We start from the raw sequence: 23,287 nt of genomic DNA, 5'->3' as shown, positions 1-23,287 counted from the left end.
TGCAGATTCATCCGCATCGGCGTATAAAAGATTATGTGAAAAGTAACATATACCCTCTTTTTCAAAATACATGTTTTTAGATTTTTCTCCCCCTTTCTGAAGAATTTAAAAGAATGTGTTTTGCCACAGCTTTGGAATTTCTTGTGTCAAACTCATCCCCACAAATTGTACACACGCCATTTGATCGAAAAACACGTTTTAAATCTATTTTAGGTGGCTCCGCTGGAAACCTTGTAGAATGGTACGATTGGTACGTTTATGCAGCCTTCACACTTTATTTTGCACCTGTTTTCTTTCCAGAAGGTAATGAAACCGTCAAACTATTACAGGCCGCAGCCGTATTTGCCTTGGGCTTTTTAATGCGCCCTATTGGCGCTTGGATTATGGGCATCTATGCAGATCGCAAAGGTCGTAAGGCAGGTTTAACACTCTCTGTATCCTTAATGTGTATTGGTTCACTGATGATTGCCTGCGCTCCTTCCTATGATGCCGCTGGAATGTTGGCTCCCGCAATTTTATTATTTGCACGTTTACTGCAAGGTCTCAGTGTCGGCGGAGAATATGGCTCTAGTGCGACCTACCTAACCGAAATGGCAGGTAAAAATCATCGCGGGTTTTTCTCTAGTTTTCAGTATGTAACCTTAATTTCTGGACAACTCATCGCTCTGTGCGTACTGATTATTTTGCAACATACACTTTCTGAACAAGCACTACATGCTTGGGGATGGCGTATTCCCTTCCTGATTGGTGCCATGTTAGCCATTGTTGTGTTCTGGATTCGTCGTGGACTGGTTGAAACCCAATCTTCAAAAGAAGCTCAGGAGCAAGCCAAACAAGGTGGCCCAAAATCAGGGGCAATCGAGTTATTTACTAAACATCCTAAAGCGGCTTTTACTGTCATTATGCTGACTGCAGGCGGCACACTCGCATTCAATACCTTTACTACTTATCTACAAAAATACTTGGTGAATACTTCTGGTTTTGACAAAGGCACTGCCACTGAAATTACCACCGCAGCCATCTTTATTTTTATGCTAATTCAACCTGTGGTAGGTGCCTTGTCCGATAAAATTGGACGTAAACCAATTATGATTGCTTTCGGTATTTGTGGCGTACTTTTTACAATACCGATTTTCAATCGTCTAGGAACAACTACTGATGCAACCACTGCATTCTGGCTCTGTATGAGCGGGATGGTTATTGCTACTGGGTATACCGCAATTAATGCTGTCGTAAAAGCAGAATTATTTCCACCACACATCCGTGCTTTAGGTGTCGCACTGCCTTATGCGATTGCTAACACCATTTTTGGCGGTACGGCAGAATTGGTGGCTTTGAGCTTTAAAAATGCGGGACACGAAAGTTATTTCTTCTACTATATTACCTTCATGATTGGTCTCTCACTCATCACTTACATCTTTATGAAGGACACTAAAAAACATAGTCTGATCACAGACCATTAAACGCTGAAAATAAACACTGACGACCTACCTTTATTTTGTTACAGGTAGGTCGTTTTACTTTGAACCACATCGTTATTTTCGTAGGCTTATGTCATACTGTGCGCAAGAATAAAACACGGAACTTTCACGATGAAAAAAACGGTTCAATTTTTAGGGCTTGGTTTTATCGCTTTGGGACTCGCAGCCTGCCAAAGCACTCCCCAACAGTATAATGGTCAAGTCGGTTACCGTGTAGAAAGCCAAACAGCAGACTCAGCAACCCTCGCGTACACCCTTGCTGGTCGTCAAAATCAAGACTTAGATGCCAAAAAACTACAGCGTGCTTGCCAGAAAGTTTTAGGTACAAATAAAACCTTTAAATTACAAATTCTTAGCGTGAATGAAGTTGCTAACCCTGCTGCGATGGCATCTGAGAGTTATGGTCGACAGATTGGTAACTCACGAACCTCGATTGGTCTAAGCAACACGCCAGATTTACATAATGGTGAAGACTACGCAACACGTCAGGCTTTAGAAGCGCGTCCAAGTACTTTGCGTATTGTGCGTTATAGCTGCTCATAAAATCAAAGCCTTATAAGACGCTATGCATTATAGCGTCTTATAAAAGCTCACATTGCGAAACTCTTTTGCTTCATCCAAATCAGGCCAAGTTGTGGCACTGCGCTCATCAATTTTCATATATTTTGGATGACTAAAATTTTTCACTCGACTATCTGCCACCCAAACTTCGGGGGCAAACTTTAAGAATTCATCTAAGAAAAAACGGTTACATTGATCATATAAGACATCAGCTGCTAACAATACATCAACTTGCTCTGATTGATACAAATCATCTAAATATTCCAATTCAACCTGATTTAACATCGCATTTTCCTTGCACGATGCCAAACTCACTTTGTCGATATCACAGCAAATCACACGTTTCGCACCCGCCATTTTGGCAGCAATCGCAACCACGCCTGAGCCTGCACCAAAATCGAGGACTACTTTATCTTTCACATGATGTGGCTCTGCCAATAACCACTGTGCCATTGCCAACCCCGAAGCCCAGCAAAAAATCCAGTATGGGGTTTCATTCCAAATGCGACGAATCACCTCATCATCTAGACGATCTGTTGGAAAGACAGGTGGAATGAGCCACAAAGAAATAGGGGTTTCTGGCAACTGTTGCGCCAATAGCTCCGCCTGAGGAATGACCTCATGCAATGCATCCAATAAATGTTGCGGTGCTTTCGCCATTTGAAAAGTACAGCTCATTAAACTTATAAACCTTTAATGCCATGCAAAATATGCATCGTTCAAAAACAGCAATTCAAATACTGTCATCGCTGTCACTAGAATCCACAGATCAGGCGATCATAATCTAGCTGTGCATGACTGAAAAGTAATAATCCACTTAGTAAACCTACGCAATCACTTAAAGCAACTTAAATAGAGGGTTTTTCGACAACGCCTAAATTTCTCTTAAATGAAATCTATCCCATAAAAAAAGCTGTATAGTTTTATGCTATACAGCTTTTTAGAAGCATACTTAAAGTATTAACCTAAAGCTTTCTCAGCAGCTTCAACTGTTTGACGAATTAAAGTCGTAATGGTCATTGGACCTACACCACCTGGAACAGGCGTATAAGCAGATGCAATCTTTTCAATACCAACCAATTGGATGTCACCTACACCACCGCCATCACGCGGATGGAAACCAGCATCAACCACAACAGCACCTTGCTTAATCCAGTCTTTTTGAATCAGCTCAGCTTTACCGACCGCACCCACAATAATATCAGCTTGTTTAACAAACTCAGAAAGGTTTTGAGTACGTGAATGGCAAATCGTTACTGTTGCATTTGCTTCCAATAACATTGCCGCCATTGGTTTACCTAAAATTGCAGAACGACCAACAACCACAGCATGTTTACCTGCAATTTCAATATTGTTTTCTTTTAGGATGGTCATAATTCCCGCTGGTGTTGCAGAACCATAAGCCGCTTCACCCATTGCCATACGACCATAGCCAAGGCAAGTTACACCATCTACATCTTTTTCTAAAGAAATGGCATCGAAACATGCACGCTCATCAATTTGCTCAGGCACTGGGTGCTGCAACAAAATACCGTGCACATCAGGATTCGCATTTAATTTTTCAATTTCAGCCAATAATTGTTCAGTTGTTGTTTCTTTCGGCAGTTCAACTTTTAATGAATCCATACCGACACGACGGCAGGCATTTCCCTTCATGCGCACGTAAGTCGCTGATGCACCATCATCACCAACCAAAATCGTTGCCAAAATTGGGGTACGACCTGATTTTGCTTTTAACGCTTCAACACGGGTTAACAAGTCAGTTTCAATTTGTTTAGCCAACGCACGACCATCTAAAACTAATGCCACAGCACATCTCCAAGGTAGATATGAATCAATTTTGCAAATAATACATGATTATTTAGGCAATTTTATTCTACATGCTGATTTTATGTGCATATGCACGATTTAAAGTATTGTAATTTTTTTAAAGGTTGCTAATATGTGCATCAACAAGACATGGCGGGGTGGCAGAGTGGTCATGCAGCGGACTGCAACTCCGTGTACGCCGGTTCGATTCCGACCTCCGCCTCCAATCTTGTTAAAACGCCCGGGTGGTGAAATAGGTAGACACAGGGGATTTAAAATCCCCCGCCCTCAAAGCGTGCCGGTTCGAGTCCGGCCCCGGGCACCATTTTAATACTTCTTAAAATGGTGTAATAAAGAATCCAGCGAAAGCTGGTTTTTTTATGTCTAAAATATCCCCCATTACTCTATCCAGCAAAGTTAAATTTGACAAAATGCTGTAGCGAGTATTACACGTAGTCCTTTAACTCCCGAAAGAAATCCAGTAATACACGCAATGCTTTAGACCAGTGATAGAAATAGAAAAGTGTAAATCCGTATTGTCATTTCTTTAATAATAATCTGTTTGAAAAATTATATTAGATCATCAAAACCACCACCTTTTGGCATATCTGATTGCTAAGTAATAACAAATAAAAAAAGCAGCCCCCAAGGTTTATGCAAATTATGTAATGCCGCAGCAGTAACTCTCATAAAATATGAGAATCAATTATAGTTTTTTTAAGTATGTTAATTCGATTGCGTCATGGTTTTACTTCACGATCAAATTTTAAACTCTTCTAATCGATTTTAAGATCAGTTAAACAAAAAGTGCATTTCTGATTTATAATGCCGTAACTTTCAAGTACGCATTTTTATGGTCAGTGATAAGCAGGCAGCACTTTTTTTAAAGCCGTTACAAATGCAGTATCCCGCAGCATTTAAACGTAATTTTGTATTTTACGGCATGCTCAAAACCAAAGGCTTAATGGATGAAATCAAAGAGTTTATCCCTTGGATTTTAGCGATTATGATTTTTGTTTCTCTGTCCATAAGCCTAGGACATTATTTCGAAATCCATTTCCTTCGCTTTACACCCTTTCAAGCACATGGCTTTGCTGTATTGTGCTTTATGTTGTTATTTATGCTGTACGTTCCGATTGTGCTCAAACAAATGAAACACAGCTCAAGCTCTTGTTATGAACAACAACAACATGCACCCATTAAAATCGCTGCATTAATTATTCTACAAGCAATTAATATCGCATTTATTGAAAGTACTTTTCTGCAAATTGTGCTGTTTTTCTTTGCTATGGGTTTTGGCTTTGTGAAGTTTTATAAAGAAAATCTTTTTCGCAACAGCGTAACTCACGTTGGACTGTATTATTTGCAGGAATTAAGACGTTTTAACTTCTGGAGCTATAAACAGACAGTTAAACTGAAATTTATCCTTCAATTTACAAGAAAAGATACTGAGAAATATCAGCAAAAATTAAAACAATTACAGCACTTTCATGCTTTGCATTTAAAATCTATGCATATGGAACAGCAACTTTGCCAAACACATAAACATCAAGATTTAGAAAATTATTTGGATAGCTTGATGTAATAAAAAAACTGGGATTTTTCCCAGTTTTTTTATCATTTCATTTAAGCCGATTGTGGTAATGATTCTAGCACTTGTAGCTGTGCATTGAATATCAACTGATATCCCCTGGTTTCATCAACCACATAACTTTTTTGCTTGATACTATCAACAAAGATCCAATCAGCTTGCATGTTCTGTTCAGTAAAACTCACCAATAGATAGCCGCGCTGATTCAAATTACAATAAGCTAAATCGTTAATCAGTGTTTGAAAGGCATATTCAAATTGCTGCAATTGTGCCAAAGGAATACTTAAATATTTTTCCAAGCCAGGTGAAGAAACAGAACTCGTCGCCAATTCGACACCAACCACATCTTGATCCTTGCTCAGTAATTTAGAATACCAAGCATTATGTGTATCCCCCGCCAAAACTACTACTTTCTTATTTAATGCTTTAAGTGTGGTATACAACACTTCTCGTTCATAAAAATAACCATCCCATGCATCCAAATTATAAGGTGCTAGTGTATTTACCCGCGCCTTTTCCAAATCGGTTAATGTAGGATCACCTGCTTGTGCACGCAATTTAATGCTCACTAACTCTGTAATTTGCACATTCATTTTTGTAAGCGTTTCAGCACTAACTGAACCACTGGTAATTTCCGCCAAAGATAAAAGCAACTCAGCAGGAATAAACATCTTTGACATTAAAATTTGTTGCCCCAATACGTTCCACTGCGCATTGCTTTGCATCATTTTCTGCAACAACCAATCACGCTGCTCATAGCCAAGCAAAGTTCGGTCTTGTGCTAACAAATCTTGCTGAAACTGCACCGTATTTAAGCCCTGCGCCGTCATATAATTGGCATAATCCAATTGCTGATCACGCGCAATAATTCGAGTGTCCAACATGGTGAGCTGTACCAATGAACCAAAATTAAACTGACGATAGATATGTAAATGATCATCCTCTGAAACAGGACGAATAGGCATCCACTCAAAATAGGCTTGTAATGCCGCCAGCTTACGCTCTGAGAACTTACCTTCATTTTGTGCCTGAGCTGTTGCCTCAGTATGATTTTCTGCTCCATTACGCCACGTATCATTAGCTAGCTCATGGTCATCCCAAATCACAATAAAAGGATGTCTCTGATGTAATGCTTGTAAATCCGCATCTTGACGATACAAAGCATAACGTTTGCGATAATCTTCCAAGCTCAATACTTCTTGCTGATTATCTGCTGCCAGTAAGCGTCCTAACTTTTCCGAATCTTCTGTCGCATAACCATTTTGACCATATTCATAAATATAGTCCCCCAGATGCAGCACCACATCAATATCTTGTTTAGCCATTTCACGATAAACGTAAAAATAGCCAGCAGGATAATTTGAACAGGAACAGACGGCTAATTTCACCTGATTGGTTTGCAACGGCAAGGTTTTGGTTTGCCCAATCGGTGAAACCGTCTGCCCAAAGCGGAAACGATAGAAATAGCGCTGCTGTGCGTGTAAGCCAGTAACATCTACTTTTACAGTAAAATCTTGTGCTGGGCTGGTTTGTACTTTTCCTGAGGTTTTAATTTGAGTAAATTGTGCATCTAAAGCAACTTCCCAAACAATTTCTAAGCGGGCTTGCACATCACTAGGTGTAGCACGCGTCCAAATAATGACGCGGTCTTGTAAAGGGTCACCACTGGCCACACCATGCTCAAATTGAACGCTCACACCCGAACCTGAAGAATCATCCGAGTCATCACCACATGCGGTGAGCGAAATAGGTAAAGAGACTGCACCAAAACCCGCTAAAGTTTTTTGAATGAGTTCACGGCGCGTTAAAGTATTTGTCATTTTTTTAATCCACTACAAACGTGAGTTAAAAATAGGCAATAATTATTTAATGATGATCTCAATTACATGAACATATGATGACAATAAAAACTAGATTGGCGTTGAAATTGTGATTTTTTTGAGCACAAGCTTCTGAATTGTCTGAAAATAAAGCAAATACAAAGAAATAGTCTTGCAAAGAATAAATTCGTACTCTATTATTGCGCTCATGCCCGGGTGGTGAAATAGGTAGACACAGGGGATTTAAAATCCCCCGCCCTCAAAGCGTGCCGGTTCGAGTCCGGCCCCGGGCACCATTTTAATACTTCTTAAAATGGTGTAATAAAAAATCCAGCGAAAGCTGGTTTTTTTATATCTAAAATAAATAAATAGAGAGTGTTACCACTCTCTATTTACAATCAACTCTTCCATTTCTATATCGAAATGACCGTGCTCCTGCACCACCATCATCATCGCCTCAGCAATATAATCCGCAGCAGTATCATCTAACGATGAATCTAAATCTTCAAATTGTGGCTTCATTTCATTAATTGCCAAAACTGTTTCATTAGCAAAACGATAAATTTCAGCTGTGCTTTCTTTAACCTTTGCGACTTTCTTAGCAAATTGCACAATGCATTGTTGTACTTCAGCCACCAATACATCTGGGTAATAATCATCATCAAACATTGGGAGAAGTAAATCTGCAAACATACAGCCACTCAAAACTACTTATAAACGCGAGCCTATATAGCATAAAGATGAACATTTACCAAATAAAAAATGGGCAGTATAAATACCGCCCAGTTATCTTAATAAGAAAATAACGTGAATACTTAGGGTTTTACAGACTCAGCACTTAAGCTTTTTGCCGCTTTCACCAAGTCTATAAATTCGGCACGTAGGCCAAATTCATCTGGTAAAGTCGCACTTTGAGCTAATTTTAAAATATCATCCCACTTCATATTGGCATTATATTGCCCACCACGTAACTGTTGAGCATAAGATGCAACCGCAATAGCAAAACGCGTATCTGAAGATGCCTGTGCTAATGCCACACTGCGTGCGGGTACAGGTTGACTCAATAAAACACTTTGACTTTTTTGTGGTTGTTTATAACGCACATTCACATAAGCGTATTCTTGTTTATTGGCTTTAGATGAATTACTTGGTGCTTGATAGCGTGATTCACTTAGCCAACCTTTCTGACCTACAGGAATAACTTCGTATAGGGCTGTGACCGTATGCCCTGCACCGATGTCACCCGCATCAACACGATCATTATTAAAATCTTCATTATTTAATACACGATTCTCGTAACCAATTAAACGGTATTCCTTAACTGTAGCAGGGTTAAACTCGACTTGGATTTTTACATCTTGAGCAACCGTTGCCAATGTTGAACTCAGTTGTCGCTGTAATACTTTTTTTGCTTCACGCTCATTATCAATATAACTATAGTTACCATCGCCCGCATCAGCCAATTGTTCCATCAACTGTTCATCATAATTGCCTGTTCCAAAACCAAAGGCAGAGAAAGAAATCCCTGATTGCCGTTTCTCAGCGATCATTCCTTTTAAGGTTTCAAAATCGGTAATGCCAACATTAAAATCCCCATCAGTTGCAATCAGAATTCGGTTAATGCCGCCCTGAATATAAGATTTTTGTGCTTGTTCATAGGCCAATTGAATTGCTCGCTCGCCCGAAGTAGCTCCACCCGCTTTTAATCGATGAATAACTTTTAAAATTTTATCCTTGTCTGCACCAGAAGTTGGTGCCAATGCCAAATCTTCACCACTCGCATAGGTTACAATGGTGACTTTATCTTGTGGGCGCAATTGCTCAGTGAGTAAAGTTAGGGTCTTTTTGACCAAAGGCAGTTTATTTTCCGCATCCATACTTCCCGAAACATCCACCAAAAATACTAAATTAGCAGCTGGTAATTGTTTCATTTCCAAGTCTTTGGCTTTAATACCAATTTTTATAATCTTAGCATTTGGCTGCCATGGCGAATTCACAACCTCAGTATTTACAGAAAATGGATGCTGTCCTGTAGGATTGGGATAATCATAGTTGAAATAATTCACCATTTCCTCAATCCGAACTGCATCTACAGGGGGCAACTGACCCTCAAGCGTTAAAAACCGCCTTACATTGCTGTAACTCCCCGTATCCACATCAACACTAAAGGTAGAGACGGGCTGTTGTGCAACAACATATACTGGATTGGTTTCTATTTTTTGATAGTTTTCAGTATTCTCAATAGGTTGAGGCATACTTTCATAAGCATTTACCATTGAGGGTGCTGGCATTCCCACTTCCACAGCTGCCATTTTGCCCATAGACATCTGTTGAGCAGGCATTTTCCCACAAGCCACCAACAATAAACCACTCAGGCTCACAACCAACAATTTCGGTTTCACAATCATCATTATTCCCGTGTTATTTTATTTTCAAGTATTTAACAAACTCATCTACATCTTTACAGCACACACTTACTGCGTGACAACCCAAAAAGATTAAAGCAATAACCCTTTTATTTCTTTGAAAAATTCAATCAACAACTAAGCCAATTGCATAGCTTGCCACACTTTAATTGCATCCGACATCGCTTTAACATCATGTGCACGCACCATACATGCGCCTTGCTGAATGCTAAGTAAATGTGCAGCGACTGAACCTATTGCTCGTTGCCCTGCATCAGCTCCTCCTAATGCTTCACCAATAAAACGTTTACGTGACAACGCAGAGAGAATTGGATAACCCATAGCATTCAACTTCCAAAACTCCTTGAGCAATTTAAGGTTTTGCTGGGCATTTTTAGCAAAACCAAAACCTGGATCAATCAAAATATGCTCAGGCTTCACTCCAGCAGCCAATGCATCATCAATCCTTTGCTGTAATTCAGCCATCACATCTTCCGTGACATTTTGGTATTGGTCTAAATTATTCATGGTGGTTGGCTCACCGCGCATGTGCATAATAATAATTGGTATATTGAGCTCAGCAGCAGTTTGAAGAGCTTGAGGGCGAGTTAATGCCCGCACATCATTCCAAATATGGGCACCTGCTGCTACAGCTGCACGAATGACCTCTGGTGCTGAAGTATCAATAGAAATGATCACATCATGTTGTGCAAGTGCTTCCACTACAGGAATCACTCGATGAATTTCTTCACCCACATCAACGATTGCTGCGCCTGGACGGGTAGATTCCCCACCCACATCAATTACAGTCGCACCCTCAGTGATCATCTGTAATGCACGTGCTACGGCTGCATCCTTGGTATTGTGCAACCCACCATCACTAAAAGAATCAGGTGTCACATTCAAAATACCCATTACCCTTGGTATAGACAAATCTAAACTTAAACGACCACAGGTTAAAACGCGATTTGGCAAGGGCATAAGTTGCATGAAGACACTCCAGAAACAAGTATTCCTAGTGTAACAATTCAGGGGGATCTCTGGCTGAAAAGTTTTAAGTTAAACTCCATTCAAAACAGCAGCACAAAAAAAGAGCCTCTTAATAGAGACTCTTTTTTATTAACTTTTAAAATTAGCTTGCTGGTAATGGTGGTGGAGTAGATGGACCATTGGTTGGCGTCACATCAATCACTGGGTTCTCAGCAACATACACTTTTGGTGGTTGTGGTTCACGACCTTCCATAATGTCACGGATTTGTTCACGATCAATGGTTTCCCATTCCATCAAAGCTTTTACCATAGCATGTGCAATATCTTTGTGATTTTCTAAGACTTCACGTGCTACACGGTACTGCTCATCCAAAATACGACGTACTTCTTCATCTACTTTTTGCTGTGTAGCTTCAGAAATGGTACGGCTACCAACATTACCAAAGAAACCGTTTTGGTTTTCATCTTCATAAACCATCACACCAAGCTTGTCCGACATACCATATTTGGTCACCATCGCACGTGCCATTTTAGTTGCACGCTCGAAGTCGTTCGAAGCACCAGTAGATTGTTGGTTAATAAAAATTTCTTCAGCAATACGACCACCAAACAAGATTGAAAGTTCATTCAGCATCTTATCTTTATAGTGGCTAATTTGGTCTTGTTCAGGCAACTGCCAAGTTACACCCAATGCCCAACCTCGTGGCATAATTGTGACTTTATGAACAGGGTCTGTACCTGGCAAAATTTCAGCAACAATGGCATGACCAGCTTCATGGTAAGCCGTTGCACGACGCTCTTCTTCACGAAGAACCATCGATTTACGCTCTGGTCCCATGTAAATTTTATCTTTCGCATCTTCAAAGTCATGCATATCAACCGTATTTTTATTACGGCGAGCAGCAAACAATGCAGCCTCATTCACCAAATTTGCCAATTGTGCACCAGAGAAACCTGGCGTACCACGTGCAAGAACTTTTAGATCTACACCAGTCACAGAAGGTAATTTTTTCAAGTGAACATTTAATATTTGCTCACGACCTTTAATATCTGGAAGACCCACCATGACTTGACGGTCAAAACGACCAGGTCGTAGTAAAGCTTTATCTAATACATCTGCACGGTTCGTTGCAGCAATAACGATAATACCTTCATTACCTTCAAAGCCATCCATCTCGACCAACATCTGGTTCAAGGTTTGTTCACGTTCGTCGTGACCACCACCTGTACCCGAACCACGATGACGACCTACGGCATCAATCTCATCAATGAAAATGATACATGGCGCATGACGTTTCGCTTGTTCGAACATATCACGGACACGTGATGCACCAACACCCACGAACATCTCAACGAAGTCAGAACCAGAAATACTAAAGAATGGAACTTTTGCTTCACCCGCAATCGCTTTTGCAAGTAAAGTTTTACCCGTACCCGGTGGACCCACCATTAAAACGCCTTTTGGAATGGTTGCACCTAGACGTTTAAACTTCGCAGGATCTTTCAAGAAGTCTACAATTTCAACCACTTCTTGCTTTGCTTCATCACAGCCTGCTACATCCGTAAATGTAATTTTAATTTGGTCTTCAGAAAGCATTTTTGCTTTTGACTTGCCAAAACTCATTGGGCCGTTTTTACCACCTGCTCCGCCACCCATGTTGCGCATAAAGAACATGAATAACAAAATGATTAAAAGGACAGGAAAGCTTGCAATCAGAAGTTGCATCAACACACCTTGACGTTGTGGTGCAGTTCCTTCAACGACAACATTGTTTTTAATCAGGCTAGGCATCAATTCAGGATCTTGCACCGCTGGACGGATACTTTCAAATTCAGATCCATTTGATTTAGTGCCACTAATTCTTTCACCATCAATTGTGACTTGCTTAATTTGACCAGCATTCACCGCTGTAACGAACTCTGAATAGTTCATTGCAGTTGGCTTATCACGGTCACTGATGTTACTGAAAATCAAAATCAGCACACCGAGTATAATGAGCCACAAGACGGCATTCTTGAAGAGATCGCTCAAAGCTTTATTCCCATATCAATCTAATTTGATCATGCCCAAGGATGGGTGACCTTAATAATGTAAGCTGTAAACCCAGCTGTTCAATAATGTAAAAAAGTACAAAATGCACAATTTTTAACGCGTTGGCAAGTAAACTTTATTTCAAAGCCTTCTTGCGCCCTTGGCCGATTAAAAAAACTTCTTTCGAACGAGCACGTGATGCAGCTGGCTTAGCCGTCTTCAACACGTCAAAACTATCGACCACTTGTTTACGGAATTCGTCAAAGCCTGAGCCTTGGAAAACTTTCACCACAAACTGCCCATTTGGTCCTAAAACCTTATTGGCAAAATCTAATGCAAGCTCACAAAGGTAGATTTGACGAGGTTGATCTACAGCTCTATTACCAGATGTATTGGGGGCCATATCAGAAATTACAACATCAACAACACGCCCATTTAAAATATTTAACAATTTTTCGAAGACTTCTTCCTCACGAAAGTCACCTTGTAAAAAAGTTACATCTGGTAAAGCATCCATTTCTAAAATATCCGATGCAATGACTAAACCTTTGTCACCGACCAGTTTTCCAGCGATTTGAGACCAACTTCCAGGAGCAGCCCCCAAATCCACCACAGTCATACCGGGCTTAATAATTTTATATTTTTCTTGAATTTCCAATAACTTATAAGCAGCTCGCGCTCGATAACCTTCCTTTTGTGCTTTTTTCACAAAGGGATCATCAAGATGTTCTCTCATCCACGCACGACTACTTTTGGATAATTTTTGGTTGGTAATGCGTGTTGCCATAACTCTCTATGTGTATAAAAACTTCTAATTTTTTATTGTACGTGAAAAACCAAGTGCTTGCAGTATACATCTGTATCTAAATCGACTTTATCCTGCTGTTTTTTTCAATCAACAAGATCGATTATTTCAACCGCTTCAACTCAATTTTGCTATACTAGGTCGTTTTTAAAATTAGGTTATCTTTCATGGCGGCTTTATCTATTCAGGAACGCAAGCGTTTACGTCAAATTGGTCATGCCCTTAATCCTGTAGTAATGATTGGTGGGCAAGGTTTGACTGAAAATGTCGTTGAGGAAACTAACCGTGCATTAAATGATCACGAACTTATCAAAGTCAAAATTGCTGGTGAAGATCGTGAAGCACGTGTAGCTGTTATTGCTGAAATCTCGGAAGTGACAGGCGCTGAAGTCGTGCAAACGATTGGTAAAATTGCCCTGCTTTATAAAAAAGCAAAGCAACAAAATCCAAAACTTTCGAACCTTGTTCGCCACGCACATTTATCTAAGTAATTTCAATTTATGGCAAGCTACGAGCTCAGTGCATTTGATCGCCGCTTCCAAGCGATTTCAGTGGTCGGCGCGATTGAACAAGTCAGCCCTTTTACACTGAATGTCGGTTTTTGGATTCGAGACCCGAACCAGTGGATTGAGTGGCCTGCATTGGTTGCTGCTCATCCTCGTCAGGATTTTCTTTGGGAAAATACCTGCTTTGAGATTTTCATTGGTGTGAAACACGAAGATTTTTATCGTGAAATCAATTTATCACCTTCTCAAGCATGGCAAGTTTATCAATTTGAAGAATATCGTTATCCTGAAGAGATGCCGCCACTTGCTGCGTATGATATCGAATTAAATCAACTTAAGCGTACGCACTATGGACTGAATGTAAGTTTAGATTTAACAGAATTTATGCTGAAGTATAAATTGAAATGGTCTGACTTATTTATTGGTTTGACGGCTGTACTGAACACCACCCAAGGTGAACAGTTCTACGCCATGCAGCATAGCAGTCCAAATGCTGATTTCCACAATAAACGTGATTGGCTTCATCTGTTCTAAAGCAGTTCAACTCCTCTCCTTTTACAAGGAGAGGTGAAGATTGTACCTTAAACACTTTTATTTACGAACACGCGCTCAAGACACATCTTTACTTGATACTTTGTTCCAAGCCTCAAGCGTGTGCTCTTTAGAACGTTTAAAAGTTTCAGTGAGTTGATCTTTGTGCTTAACCGAAATCTGACTCACATCATCCTTTAACTCTTTACCAAATTTACTCAAATCTTCAATCACGGCGTTGACTTCCGTTTTCACAAAGTCTTTTAAATCTGTTAAATCTTTCTGCGACAAATTTAATTGTGATTTTAAACTTTCAATGCGCTGTAATACATCTTCTTTGAGTTGACGAATTTGGTCTTGCACCGTTGCGTTTAATTGCTTCGCTTCCTCGGTCACTTTCTCTTGAGTCTCAACGACCGCTTCCGTTACTTGTTGTTTGGCCTGTTTTGCTACTTTCTCAAGTTTTTCTGAACTTTCAGACACAACTTCTTTAAGTGATTCTGTAGCTTCTGTTGGTTTTTTTTCTGCTGTCATAATACACAACCTATTCTTATTTAGTGAGAAGACTGCAAGCTTAACTGGTGTTGATCAAATTTAAATCTTGATTTGTCAGACAATTCTTAATTGCTTACATTTTTTATTTTGCTCAACAAAACAGCTTTTGAATAAAAACAAGCCTTTTATCTTTTTATTATTTCGTTTTGACGTGGACTTTTTCACAGTTGGTGCGTATAATGCGCTGTTAAGTTACAAGCGAGCAGACGCAAGGGAGGATAGGTTTTTTTACGGCCTTCCTTTTTTTTCGTCTACTCGCTTTTTTACAGCCCTATTTTTTGTGGTTTTAGTTCAGGAGCTTTGGTTTGAGCATCCCCGCCATTTTAGCCCTCGCCGACGGTACAATCTTTAAAGGTACCTCTATCGGTGCAACGGGAAGTACGACTGGTGAAGTCGTTTTCAACACAGCCATGACTGGCTATCAAGAAATTTTGACCGATCCAAGTTATGCACAACAACTTGTGACATTAACTTATCCGCATATCGGTAATACAGGTTGTAACTCTGAAGATGCAGAGTCTGGCCGTATTCATAAAGTGTGGGCAAACGGTTTAATTATCCGTGACTTACCTTTATTGCATAGCAACTTCCGTGCAGAACAATCTCTTGGTGAATACCTGATAGAGCACAATGTCGTTGCAATTGCAGATATTGATACACGTAAATTAACACGTATCTTGCGTGCCAAAGGTGCGCAGAATGGTTGTATTCTAGCTGGCGAAAATATTACTGAAGAAGAAGCTTTAGCAAAAGCTCGTGCATTCGGTGGCTTAAATGGTTTAGATCTTGCTAAAGAGTGCTGTGATCCTGAAGGGTTCGAATGGACTGAAGGTTCTTGGGTTCTAGGTCAAGGCTTTACTCAACCTGAACACAAATTTCATGTTGTTGCATACGACTACGGTGTCAAAACCAACATCTTGCGTATGCTTGCAGACCGCGGTTGCAAACTCACTGTTGTTCCTGCACAGACTCCTGCAGAGAAAGTACTCGCGTTAAATCCAGATGGCGTGTTCTTATCAAATGGTCCTGGCGATCCTGCTGCATGTGACTACGCTATTGAAGCTGTAAAAACAATTATAGAGGATGCTCGCAACGTACCTGTATTTGGTATTTGCTTGGGTCACCAAATTCTTGCACTCGCTTCTGGCGCTAAAACGGTAAAAATGCCACATGGTCACCACGGTGCAAACCATCCAGTACAGAACATTGAAGATGGTACTGTGATGATTACTTCTCAGAACCACGGCTTCGCAGTTGATGCAGAAACTCTACCTGCAAACCTGAAAGCTACGCACAAGTCTTTATTCGACCAAACCTTACAAGGTATCCATCGTTTAGACAAACCAGCGTTCAGCTTCCAAGGTCACCCTGAAGCAAGCCCAGGTCCACATGACTGTGCCCCATTGTTCGATCATTTCATCGAACTTATTGAAGCATCTAAGAAGTAATTAAGGAGCGAAATAATGCCTAAACGTACGGATATTAAAAGCATCTTAATTATTGGTGCTGGTCCAATTGTGATTGGTCAAGCCTGTGAGTTTGACTACTCAGGTGCGCAAGCATGTAAAGCCCTTCGTGAAGAAGGCTACCGCGTTATTTTGGTGAACTCTAACCCAGCAACCATTATGACCGATCCTTCAATGGCAGATGCAACTTATATCGAGCCGATCACTTGGCAAACTGTTGCACAGATCATTGAGAAAGAACGCCCAGATGCTGTTCTTCCGACCATGGGTGGTCAAACTGCATTGAACTGTGCTCTTGCACTAGATGAGCATGGCATTTTAGAAAAATTCAATGTTGAATTGATTGGTGCAACCAAAGAAGCGATTGAAAAAGCGGAAGACCGTAAACTTTTCGATATCGCGATGCGTAAAATTGGATTGGAATGTCCAAAAGCTGACATTGCTGAGTCAATGGAACAAGCTTTAGAAATTCAAGCACGCTTTGGCTTCCCAGTGATTATCCGTCCATCATTCACGATGGGTGGTTCAGGTGGTGGTATCGCCTACAACAAAGAAGAATTCATCGAAATTTGCGAACGTGGTTTCGATCTTTCTCCAACTAAACAATTATTGATTGATGAATCTTTAATTGGTTGGAAAGAGTACGAAATGGAAGTTGTTCGTGACAAAAATGACAACTGTATCATCGTATGTTCGATTGAAAACTTTGACCCAATGGGCGTGCACACAGGTGACTCAATCACTGTTGCTCCTGCACAAACTCTAACGGACAAAGAATACCAATTGATGCGTAATGCTTCTTTAGCAGTTTTACGTGAAATTGGTGTGGAAACAGGTGGTTCTAACGTTCAGTTCGGTATTAACCCGAAAGATGGTCGTATGGTGATCATCGAGATGAACCCACGTGTATCTCGTTCTTCTGCGTTGGCGTCTAAAGCAACTGGTTTCCCAATTGCAAAGATTGCAGCAAAACTTGCTGTAGGTTATACCCTTGATGAATTGAAAAATGACATCACTGGCGGTACAACTCCTGCATCATTCGAACCTGCGATTGACTACGTTGTTACTAAGATTCCACGTTTCAACTTCGAAAAATTCCCACAAGCTGAACCAGTATTGACGACACAGATGAAATCTGTGGGTGAAGTCATGGCGATTGGCCGTAACTTCCAAGAATCGATGAACAAAGCACTTCGCGGTTTAGAAGTTGGTGTTTGTGGTTTCGATGAGAAAATCGAAATCGGTGCTGAAGGTGCGCGCGAAAAGATTCTGGTTGAACTTAAAGTTCCGGGTCCAGAGCGTATTTGGTACGTTGCGGATGCATTCCGTCACGGCTTCACTTTAGATGAAGTGTTTGAAGCAACCAAAATTGACAAATGGTTCTTGATTCAAATCGAAGACATCATCAAAACTGAAAATGAAATTAAAACTTTAGGTTTTGGTGACTTAACTGCTGAAAACATCCGTTCATTCAAACGTAAAGGTTTATCTGACCTTCGTATTGCAAACTTGATGGGTATTTCACAAAAGCAATTCCGTAAGCATCGTTGGAACTTGGGCGTAACTCCAGTTTACAAACGTGTAGATACATGTGCCGCTGAATTCGAATCTGATACAGCCTACATGTACTCAACTTATGACGAAGAGTGTGAAGCAAACCCGTCAACTAAAGACAAAATCATGGTCATCGGTGGTGGTCCTAACCGTATTGGTCAAGGTATTGAGTTTGACTACTGCTGTGTACACGCTGCTTTAGCCATGCGTGAAGACGGTTACGAAACAATTATGGTGAACTGTAACCCTGAAACGGTTTCAACTGACTATGACACGTCTGATCGCTTGTACTTCGAACCGATTACACTTGAAGATGTATTAGAAATCGTTCGCACTGAAAAGCCAAAAGGCATTATCGTTCAGTACGGCGGTCAAACTCCGTTGAAATTGGCGCGTGCTTTAGAAGAAGCGGGTGCTCCAATTATCGGTACATCTCCAGATGCTATTGACCGTGCAGAAGACCGTGAACGTTTCCAGCAAATGATCCAACGTTTACAGCTTCGTCAACCAAACAACAGCATTGTAAAATCTGCTGAAGAAGGTATCTCTGAAGCTGCGAAAGTAGGTTATCCGTTGGTTGTTCGCCCATCTTATGTATTGGGTGGCCGTGCAATGGAAATCGTATACAACGAAGAAGAACTTAAACGTTACCTTCGTGAAGCAGTACAGGCATCGAACGAAGCCCCTGTTCTTCTTGACCGTTTCCTAGATGACGCAACTGAAGTTGATGTTGACTGTGTATCTGATGGTAAAGACGTTGTAATCGGCGGTATCATGCAGCACATCGAACAAGCGGGTATTCACTCAGGTGACTCTGCATGTTCAATTCCTCCTTATTCTTTATCTAAAGAAATTCAGGATGAAATGCGTCGTCAAACTGTTGCGATGGCAAAAGAACTTGGTGTGGTTGGTTTGATGAACGTTCAGTTCGCAGTTAAAGGCGATGATGTTTACGTTCTTGAAGTTAACCCACGTGCTTCACGTACAGTTCCATTCGTATCAAAATGTATTGGCGAATCTTTGGCAAAAGTTGCTGCACGTTGTATGGCGGGTCAGTCTTTAGAATCTCAAGGTTTCACTAAAGAGATTATTCCGACTCACTTTGCTGTAAAAGAAGCAGTTTTCCCATTTGCTAAATTCCCTGGCGTAGACCCAATGCTTGGCCCTGAGATGAAATCTACAGGTGAAGTGATGGGTGTAGGTAAAACATTTGGTGAAGCATTCTACAAAGCAGTGCTTGGTTCAAATGAACGCTTACCAGGTTTACCAACAGAAGGCGAAGTTAAACACGCATTCTTGTCTGTACGTGAATCTGACAAGAAATACATTGTTGATATTGCGAAGAAGCTTGTTTCTTTCGGCTTCAAACTTGTAGCTACTGGTGGTACACATGATGTACTTAGCCAAGCAGGTTTAACATGTGAACGTGTAAATAAAGTCACCGAAGGCCGTCCGCACATTGTAGACCGCTTGAAAAATGGTGAAATACACCTTATTGTCAATACCACTGAGGGCAAACGTGCTCAGTATGACTCAGCAATGATCCGTCGCGCTGCGTTACAAGGTAAAGTGTATTACACAACCACCATTAACGGTGCTGAAGCAGTTTGCCAAGCATTTGGAATCCAATTACCAATGGATGTATACCGTTTGCAAGATTTACAAACCGTAGTTTAATTCGTTTCCGATAAGTCCCGTCACCTTATCGGTGGCGGGCTTTTTTCATTTATAAACCTGTATTTTTTACACTCACAAACTTGAGGGACAACAATGCAACGTTATCCTATGACTCCCCAAGGCAAAGAAGCCTTAGAGAAAGAATTACATCAATTAAAAAGTATTGAACGTCCACGTATTACAGCAGCCATTGCTGAAGCACGTGAACATGGGGATTTAAAAGAAAACGCGGAATACCATGCTGCACGTGAGCAACAAGGTTTCTGTGAAGGTCGTATCCAAGACATCGAAGGTAAATTGGGTGCAGCTCAAGTTATTGATGTAAAAGAACTTGAACAAAATGGTCGTGTTGTTTTTGGTGTAACGGTGACGATTGAAAACTTAGATACCGAAGAACAAAAGACGTATATGATCGTGGGTGATGACGAAGCAGATTTCAAAATTAATAAGATTTCTGTCAATTCTCCAATTGCACGTGGTCTTTTAGGTAAAAGTGAAGGCGACGAAGCAAAGATTCAAACACCAAATGGCGAAGTTGAATACGAAATTGTGAGCGTTGAATATCTCTAATTTTATGTAATTAGCGATTCAAGCCCCTCTTTTGAGGGGCTTTTTCATAAACTAAGACCATGAATATCTAAAATCTCGGTATGTGCAATCAGCTCCAATACAAAATGAGCAAAATTGCCAGTTCAAGGAGCTTAATGACTATTGTAGATTTAGCCCATTCCTTTAAAGTAAACCCAATAAAAAATTAAGACTATCAAAAATATGAAAACTGGACACGCGAGTAAAACTGCCGAAGCTGCAGCCGCAATTCGTGCTAATCATTATCTGAATAATACAAATCCTGTTTTTTCAGATCCCTATGCTTGGAAAATGACCAGTTCTGGATGGCGTACTTTACTTTCCAATCCGTTGTTTATGAAAGCCTTCAATTCACGACTATTTAACCGTAGCTTTGGATTATTAACTGCCCAAGTTACAGGACGTTCCATTTATGCTGAGGACTGGCTATCAGAAGCCATTGAACTTGGTATACAACAATATGTCATGATTGGTGCTGGATTAGATTCTTTTGTGTTACGGCAAGCGGCACTCTATCCTGAATTAAAAATCTATGAACTTGATCATCCAGATACTCAAGCCTTGAAAATTAATAAATTGAGGCTTTTAGGAAAAATTCCAAACAATGTGGAATTTGTTCCTATTGATTTTGAGAATGAAGCCATTTCTACTGCATTACAGCACAGCAGCTTTGAGTCTAAACAAACCGGCTTTTTCTCTTGGTTAGGTACTACACACTATTTAAAACCCGAAATAACTTTAGCAACCTTACAAAATATTGCCTCCTATGCTGCACCAAATAGCGAATTGGTATTGGACTATTCTCTAGACTATACAACGCTGAAAGGGATAGAACGTGTGGGCGTACTTGCCCTATCTAAATTTACCCATATTTTAAATGAGCCCATTGTTGGGGCGTTAAACACCGAACATTTGCATCAAGCTTTATTTCAAATGGGATACATCGTATTGGAAGATTTGTCTGGTAAAGAAATTACAGAACGGTACTTTCATCAGCGGGCAGATGGCATACGACATACTCAAGCAACGCATTTACTTCGCATCATGATTACATAGAAATTTCTGGTAAGTCATATACAATGACATCATTTCTTTCAACCTAATACATTGTATGTCTGAACCTTTGATTAACTCCCCTGTCAAACACTGGTGCGAATTCGAATTCATCGCAAAAACCGTGAAGAATCCGAATATTCATATCAAAGGGAATTATTCATATTATTCAGCCTATTGGGACCAAGGTTTTGAACGTTGTGTCGTGCGTTATTTGCATGACAAACCATCTACGCTCGGAAAACCAATTGATCAACTCTATATTGGCAATTTTGTCTGTTTTGGTGCTGAATGCATGATTATGATGGGAGGGAATCAACTGCATCGTACCGACTGGATTTCAGCTTTCCCCTTTGACACGCGTAGTTTTGTCCCTGCTGGAGATACTATTATTGGCGATGGTTGCTGGATTGGCTCTCGTGCCATGATTATGCAAGGGGTTACACTAGGTGAAGGGGCTGTGGTTGCGACGGGTGCTGTAGTCACTAAAGACGTGCCACCTTATGCGGTTGTAGGTGGTGTACCTGCAAAAATTATTAAATACCGATTTCCAGAAGATGATATTCAAAAACTGCTTGCCCTCAAACTTTATGACTTAGATGAAAAGCAGTTTTTAAAAATGCGCGAGCAATTGCAGACGAATGATGTAGAAGCCCTAATACAATACCTCTCAAAGAGTAGTTGAGTGAATCAATTCAAGCATCTTAATTTTCAATAAAGTTCGCTGCCTAGATACAATTCCTATAATTTTCGCACCCTTCTTTTCTCTTTTTAATAGCCATTTCATTTTTCTCACAATTTTTACCCGACTTTAGTACAACAATGCATACTTTTTAGGCAAAAAACATGCTAAGTTAAGTTATGGAATCGACGGTTTATAAAGCCTTATCCCTATGAAAATACTAGGTTTTATAAAATCAAAATTAGCGTTAGTATAAAAGTATAAACAATAGTTTTGAGTCGCAACTCTCAAATAAAGCAGCTTCTAAAAAGTTTTTAATGAAAACAAGGAGTAATACAGATGGCTTATCAAAATATTTTAGTTCCAGTTGACGGTTCAGACACTTCTTTTGCAGCAGTAAAACAAGCAGCAGAACTCGCCAAAGTATTTGGTAGTAAAATTACTGTTGTTCAAGTACTTGCCTTAGACCCATACATTGCTGCCGAATATATTACTGCGGCACAGACCAATGATTTGATTGAACGTGCTCGTTCATCAATTGAAGGTACACTTCAAGATGCCAAAGCTAAATTTAGTGCGGAAGGCTTAAATGTTGAAACGCGTTTACTTGAAGGGCAAATGATCCATCAAGAAATTATTAATGCTGCTAAAGAAATCAATGCTGATTTAATCGTGATTGGTTCACATGGCCGTACAGGATTGAAAAAATTCTTCTTAGGTAGTGTCGCACAAAAAATTCTGGGGGAGACTAGCGTACCTGTATTGGTGGTTCGTCAATAATTTGATTCATCAACTTGGTCTTACATTCATACTCAGCATTGGATGTAAGACCCTTCAAATAACTTTAGAAATTTCTCCATCCCACTGATAGAGCTTCAAATTTATCTTCCCTGCATTCACAACAATATTCTCTGCTTGTAATTTTATAATTTGAAGATTATCCCCTTGAGCATCCAGTTTGCTTAGGCTAATTTTACCTTGTGAATTAATTACACGATGCCAAGGCAAGGGCTTATCTTCAACTTGTTGCAATACACGCCCAACCAAACGAGCATGTTTAGGCAAACCCGCCATCTTGGCAATTTGTCCATAGGTTGCAACTTTTCCATAAGGAATTAAGGCAACCACTTGCAGAATTAACTGTGCTAATTCTTTTGAAGATGATTGAGTCATTGATATCA

At 40.2% G+C, this 23,287-nt stretch carries 21 protein-coding genes and 3 tRNA genes; 14 read left to right on the top strand and 10 right to left on the bottom strand.

Features of this window, described 5'->3' with window-relative positions:
• The first annotated feature begins 113 nt into the window (after window positions 1-113).
• Both F4W09_RS00450 and F4W09_RS00445 read left to right on the top strand, forming a co-directional pair.
• A complete protein-coding gene (locus F4W09_RS00450) occupies window positions 114-1,463 on the top strand; it encodes an MFS transporter (protein ID WP_418655073.1) in 1,350 nt (449 codons plus the stop codon).
• Between the two features lie 129 nt (window positions 1,464-1,592).
• Window positions 1,593-2,024 (top strand): hypothetical protein, encoded by a 432-nt coding sequence (locus F4W09_RS00445; protein WP_104441627.1) that lies wholly within the window; start codon window positions 1,593-1,595, stop codon window positions 2,022-2,024.
• 27 nt (window positions 2,025-2,051) lie between these two features.
• Here F4W09_RS00445 and F4W09_RS00440 read toward each other — a convergent pair whose 3' ends face one another.
• Together F4W09_RS00440 and folD are read right to left on the bottom strand one after the other, a co-directional pair.
• The gene (locus F4W09_RS00440; protein WP_151503686.1) at window positions 2,052-2,720 is read right to left on the bottom strand and encodes a class I SAM-dependent methyltransferase; all 669 of its coding nucleotides are present in this window, start codon (window positions 2,718-2,720) and stop codon (window positions 2,052-2,054) included.
• A 282-nt stretch (window positions 2,721-3,002) separates the two neighbouring features.
• Complete coding sequence (gene folD, locus F4W09_RS00435; RefSeq protein ID WP_151503685.1) at window positions 3,003-3,851, bottom strand: bifunctional methylenetetrahydrofolate dehydrogenase/methenyltetrahydrofolate cyclohydrolase FolD; 849 nt, start codon at window positions 3,849-3,851, stop codon at window positions 3,003-3,005.
• A gap of 152 nt (window positions 3,852-4,003) precedes the next feature.
• Here folD and F4W09_RS00430 point away from each other — a divergent pair.
• The 3 genes from F4W09_RS00430 (at window position 4,004) to F4W09_RS00420 (ending at window position 5,436) form a co-directional block, all read left to right on the top strand.
• Window positions 4,004-4,077: transfer RNA gene (locus F4W09_RS00430), tRNA-Cys, on the top strand.
• Between the two features lie 13 nt (window positions 4,078-4,090).
• A tRNA-Leu gene (locus F4W09_RS00425) sits at window positions 4,091-4,176 on the top strand.
• Window positions 4,177-4,704: 528 nt separating this feature from the next.
• Entirely contained in the window at window positions 4,705-5,436 is a 732-nt protein-coding gene (locus tag F4W09_RS00420) for a hypothetical protein (protein WP_044737377.1), read from the top strand.
• A 41-nt stretch (window positions 5,437-5,477) separates the two neighbouring features.
• Here F4W09_RS00420 and F4W09_RS00415 read toward each other — a convergent pair whose 3' ends face one another.
• Window positions 5,478-7,262: an alkaline phosphatase D family protein gene (locus F4W09_RS00415; protein WP_151503684.1), complete on the bottom strand. Its 1,785-nt coding sequence runs from the start codon at window positions 7,260-7,262 to the stop codon at window positions 5,478-5,480.
• 210 nt (window positions 7,263-7,472) lie between these two features.
• Between F4W09_RS00415 and F4W09_RS00410 the strand changes: the two genes are divergently transcribed.
• Window positions 7,473-7,558: transfer RNA gene (locus tag F4W09_RS00410), tRNA-Leu, on the top strand.
• Between the two features lie 82 nt (window positions 7,559-7,640).
• On the opposite strand, the gene F4W09_RS00405 is transcribed toward F4W09_RS00410, so the two are convergent.
• From F4W09_RS00405 to rlmE, 5 genes are all read right to left on the bottom strand, one after another.
• Entirely contained in the window at window positions 7,641-7,955 is a 315-nt protein-coding gene (locus F4W09_RS00405; protein WP_044737916.1) for a DUF5713 family protein, read from the bottom strand.
• Between the two features lie 122 nt (window positions 7,956-8,077).
• Complete coding sequence (locus F4W09_RS00400) at window positions 8,078-9,670, bottom strand: vWA domain-containing protein (protein ID WP_151503990.1); 1,593 nt, start codon at window positions 9,668-9,670, stop codon at window positions 8,078-8,080.
• 135 nt (window positions 9,671-9,805) lie between these two features.
• Entirely contained in the window at window positions 9,806-10,657 is an 852-nt protein-coding gene (folP, locus tag F4W09_RS00395) for a dihydropteroate synthase (RefSeq protein ID WP_151503683.1), read from the bottom strand.
• 142 nt (window positions 10,658-10,799) lie between these two features.
• Window positions 10,800-12,689, bottom strand: coding sequence for an ATP-dependent zinc metalloprotease FtsH (gene ftsH, locus F4W09_RS00390; RefSeq protein WP_044737919.1), 1,890 nt, complete (start codon window positions 12,687-12,689; stop codon window positions 10,800-10,802).
• Window positions 12,690-12,825: 136 nt separating this feature from the next.
• Window positions 12,826-13,476 (bottom strand): 23S rRNA (uridine(2552)-2'-O)-methyltransferase RlmE, encoded by a 651-nt coding sequence (gene rlmE / locus F4W09_RS00385; RefSeq protein ID WP_044737920.1) that lies wholly within the window; start codon window positions 13,474-13,476, stop codon window positions 12,826-12,828.
• Window positions 13,477-13,661: 185 nt separating this feature from the next.
• Here rlmE and yhbY point away from each other — a divergent pair, with 185 nt between their 5' ends.
• A complete protein-coding gene (gene yhbY, locus F4W09_RS00380; protein ID WP_016167043.1) occupies window positions 13,662-13,985 on the top strand; it encodes a ribosome assembly RNA-binding protein YhbY in 324 nt (107 codons plus the stop codon).
• Window positions 13,986-13,994: 9 nt separating this feature from the next.
• The gene (locus tag F4W09_RS00375; protein WP_151503682.1) at window positions 13,995-14,534 is read left to right on the top strand and encodes a DOMON-like domain-containing protein; all 540 of its coding nucleotides are present in this window, start codon (window positions 13,995-13,997) and stop codon (window positions 14,532-14,534) included.
• 75 nt (window positions 14,535-14,609) lie between these two features.
• Here F4W09_RS00375 and F4W09_RS00370 read toward each other — a convergent pair whose 3' ends face one another.
• Window positions 14,610-15,065, bottom strand: coding sequence for a hypothetical protein (locus tag F4W09_RS00370; protein WP_016167045.1), 456 nt, complete (start codon window positions 15,063-15,065; stop codon window positions 14,610-14,612).
• A 326-nt stretch (window positions 15,066-15,391) separates the two neighbouring features.
• On the opposite strand from F4W09_RS00370, the gene carA reads away from it, so the two are divergent.
• From carA to F4W09_RS00340, 6 genes are all read left to right on the top strand, one after another.
• Window positions 15,392-16,534 carry a glutamine-hydrolyzing carbamoyl-phosphate synthase small subunit gene (carA, locus tag F4W09_RS00365; protein WP_151503681.1) on the top strand — a complete coding sequence of 381 codons (1,143 nt, stop codon included), beginning with the start codon at window positions 15,392-15,394 and terminating at the stop codon, window positions 16,532-16,534.
• A 15-nt stretch (window positions 16,535-16,549) separates the two neighbouring features.
• A complete protein-coding gene (gene carB, locus F4W09_RS00360) occupies window positions 16,550-19,783 on the top strand; it encodes a carbamoyl-phosphate synthase large subunit (protein ID WP_151503680.1) in 3,234 nt (1,077 codons plus the stop codon).
• 93 nt (window positions 19,784-19,876) lie between these two features.
• Complete coding sequence (greA, locus tag F4W09_RS00355; RefSeq protein WP_016167048.1) at window positions 19,877-20,353, top strand: transcription elongation factor GreA; 477 nt, start codon at window positions 19,877-19,879, stop codon at window positions 20,351-20,353.
• 201 nt (window positions 20,354-20,554) lie between these two features.
• A complete protein-coding gene (locus F4W09_RS00350) occupies window positions 20,555-21,427 on the top strand; it encodes a class I SAM-dependent methyltransferase (RefSeq protein WP_151503679.1) in 873 nt (290 codons plus the stop codon).
• A 55-nt stretch (window positions 21,428-21,482) separates the two neighbouring features.
• Window positions 21,483-22,109, top strand: coding sequence for a CatB-related O-acetyltransferase (locus tag F4W09_RS00345; protein ID WP_151503678.1), 627 nt, complete (start codon window positions 21,483-21,485; stop codon window positions 22,107-22,109).
• A 336-nt stretch (window positions 22,110-22,445) separates the two neighbouring features.
• Window positions 22,446-22,886, top strand: coding sequence for a universal stress protein (locus tag F4W09_RS00340; protein ID WP_016167050.1), 441 nt, complete (start codon window positions 22,446-22,448; stop codon window positions 22,884-22,886).
• A gap of 54 nt (window positions 22,887-22,940) precedes the next feature.
• On the opposite strand, the gene F4W09_RS00335 is transcribed toward F4W09_RS00340, so the two are convergent.
• The gene (locus F4W09_RS00335) at window positions 22,941-23,279 is read right to left on the bottom strand and encodes an MGMT family protein (RefSeq protein WP_151503677.1); all 339 of its coding nucleotides are present in this window, start codon (window positions 23,277-23,279) and stop codon (window positions 22,941-22,943) included.
• Window positions 23,280-23,287: the final 8 nt, after the last annotated feature.

The sequence above is a fragment of the Acinetobacter tandoii genome (genome assembly GCF_008867985.1).
Taxonomy (GTDB): Bacteria; Pseudomonadota; Gammaproteobacteria; order Pseudomonadales; family Moraxellaceae; genus Acinetobacter; species Acinetobacter tandoii.
Note: the sequence above shows the minus strand (reverse complement) of the source record. Positions and strands in the feature narration are given on the sequence as shown.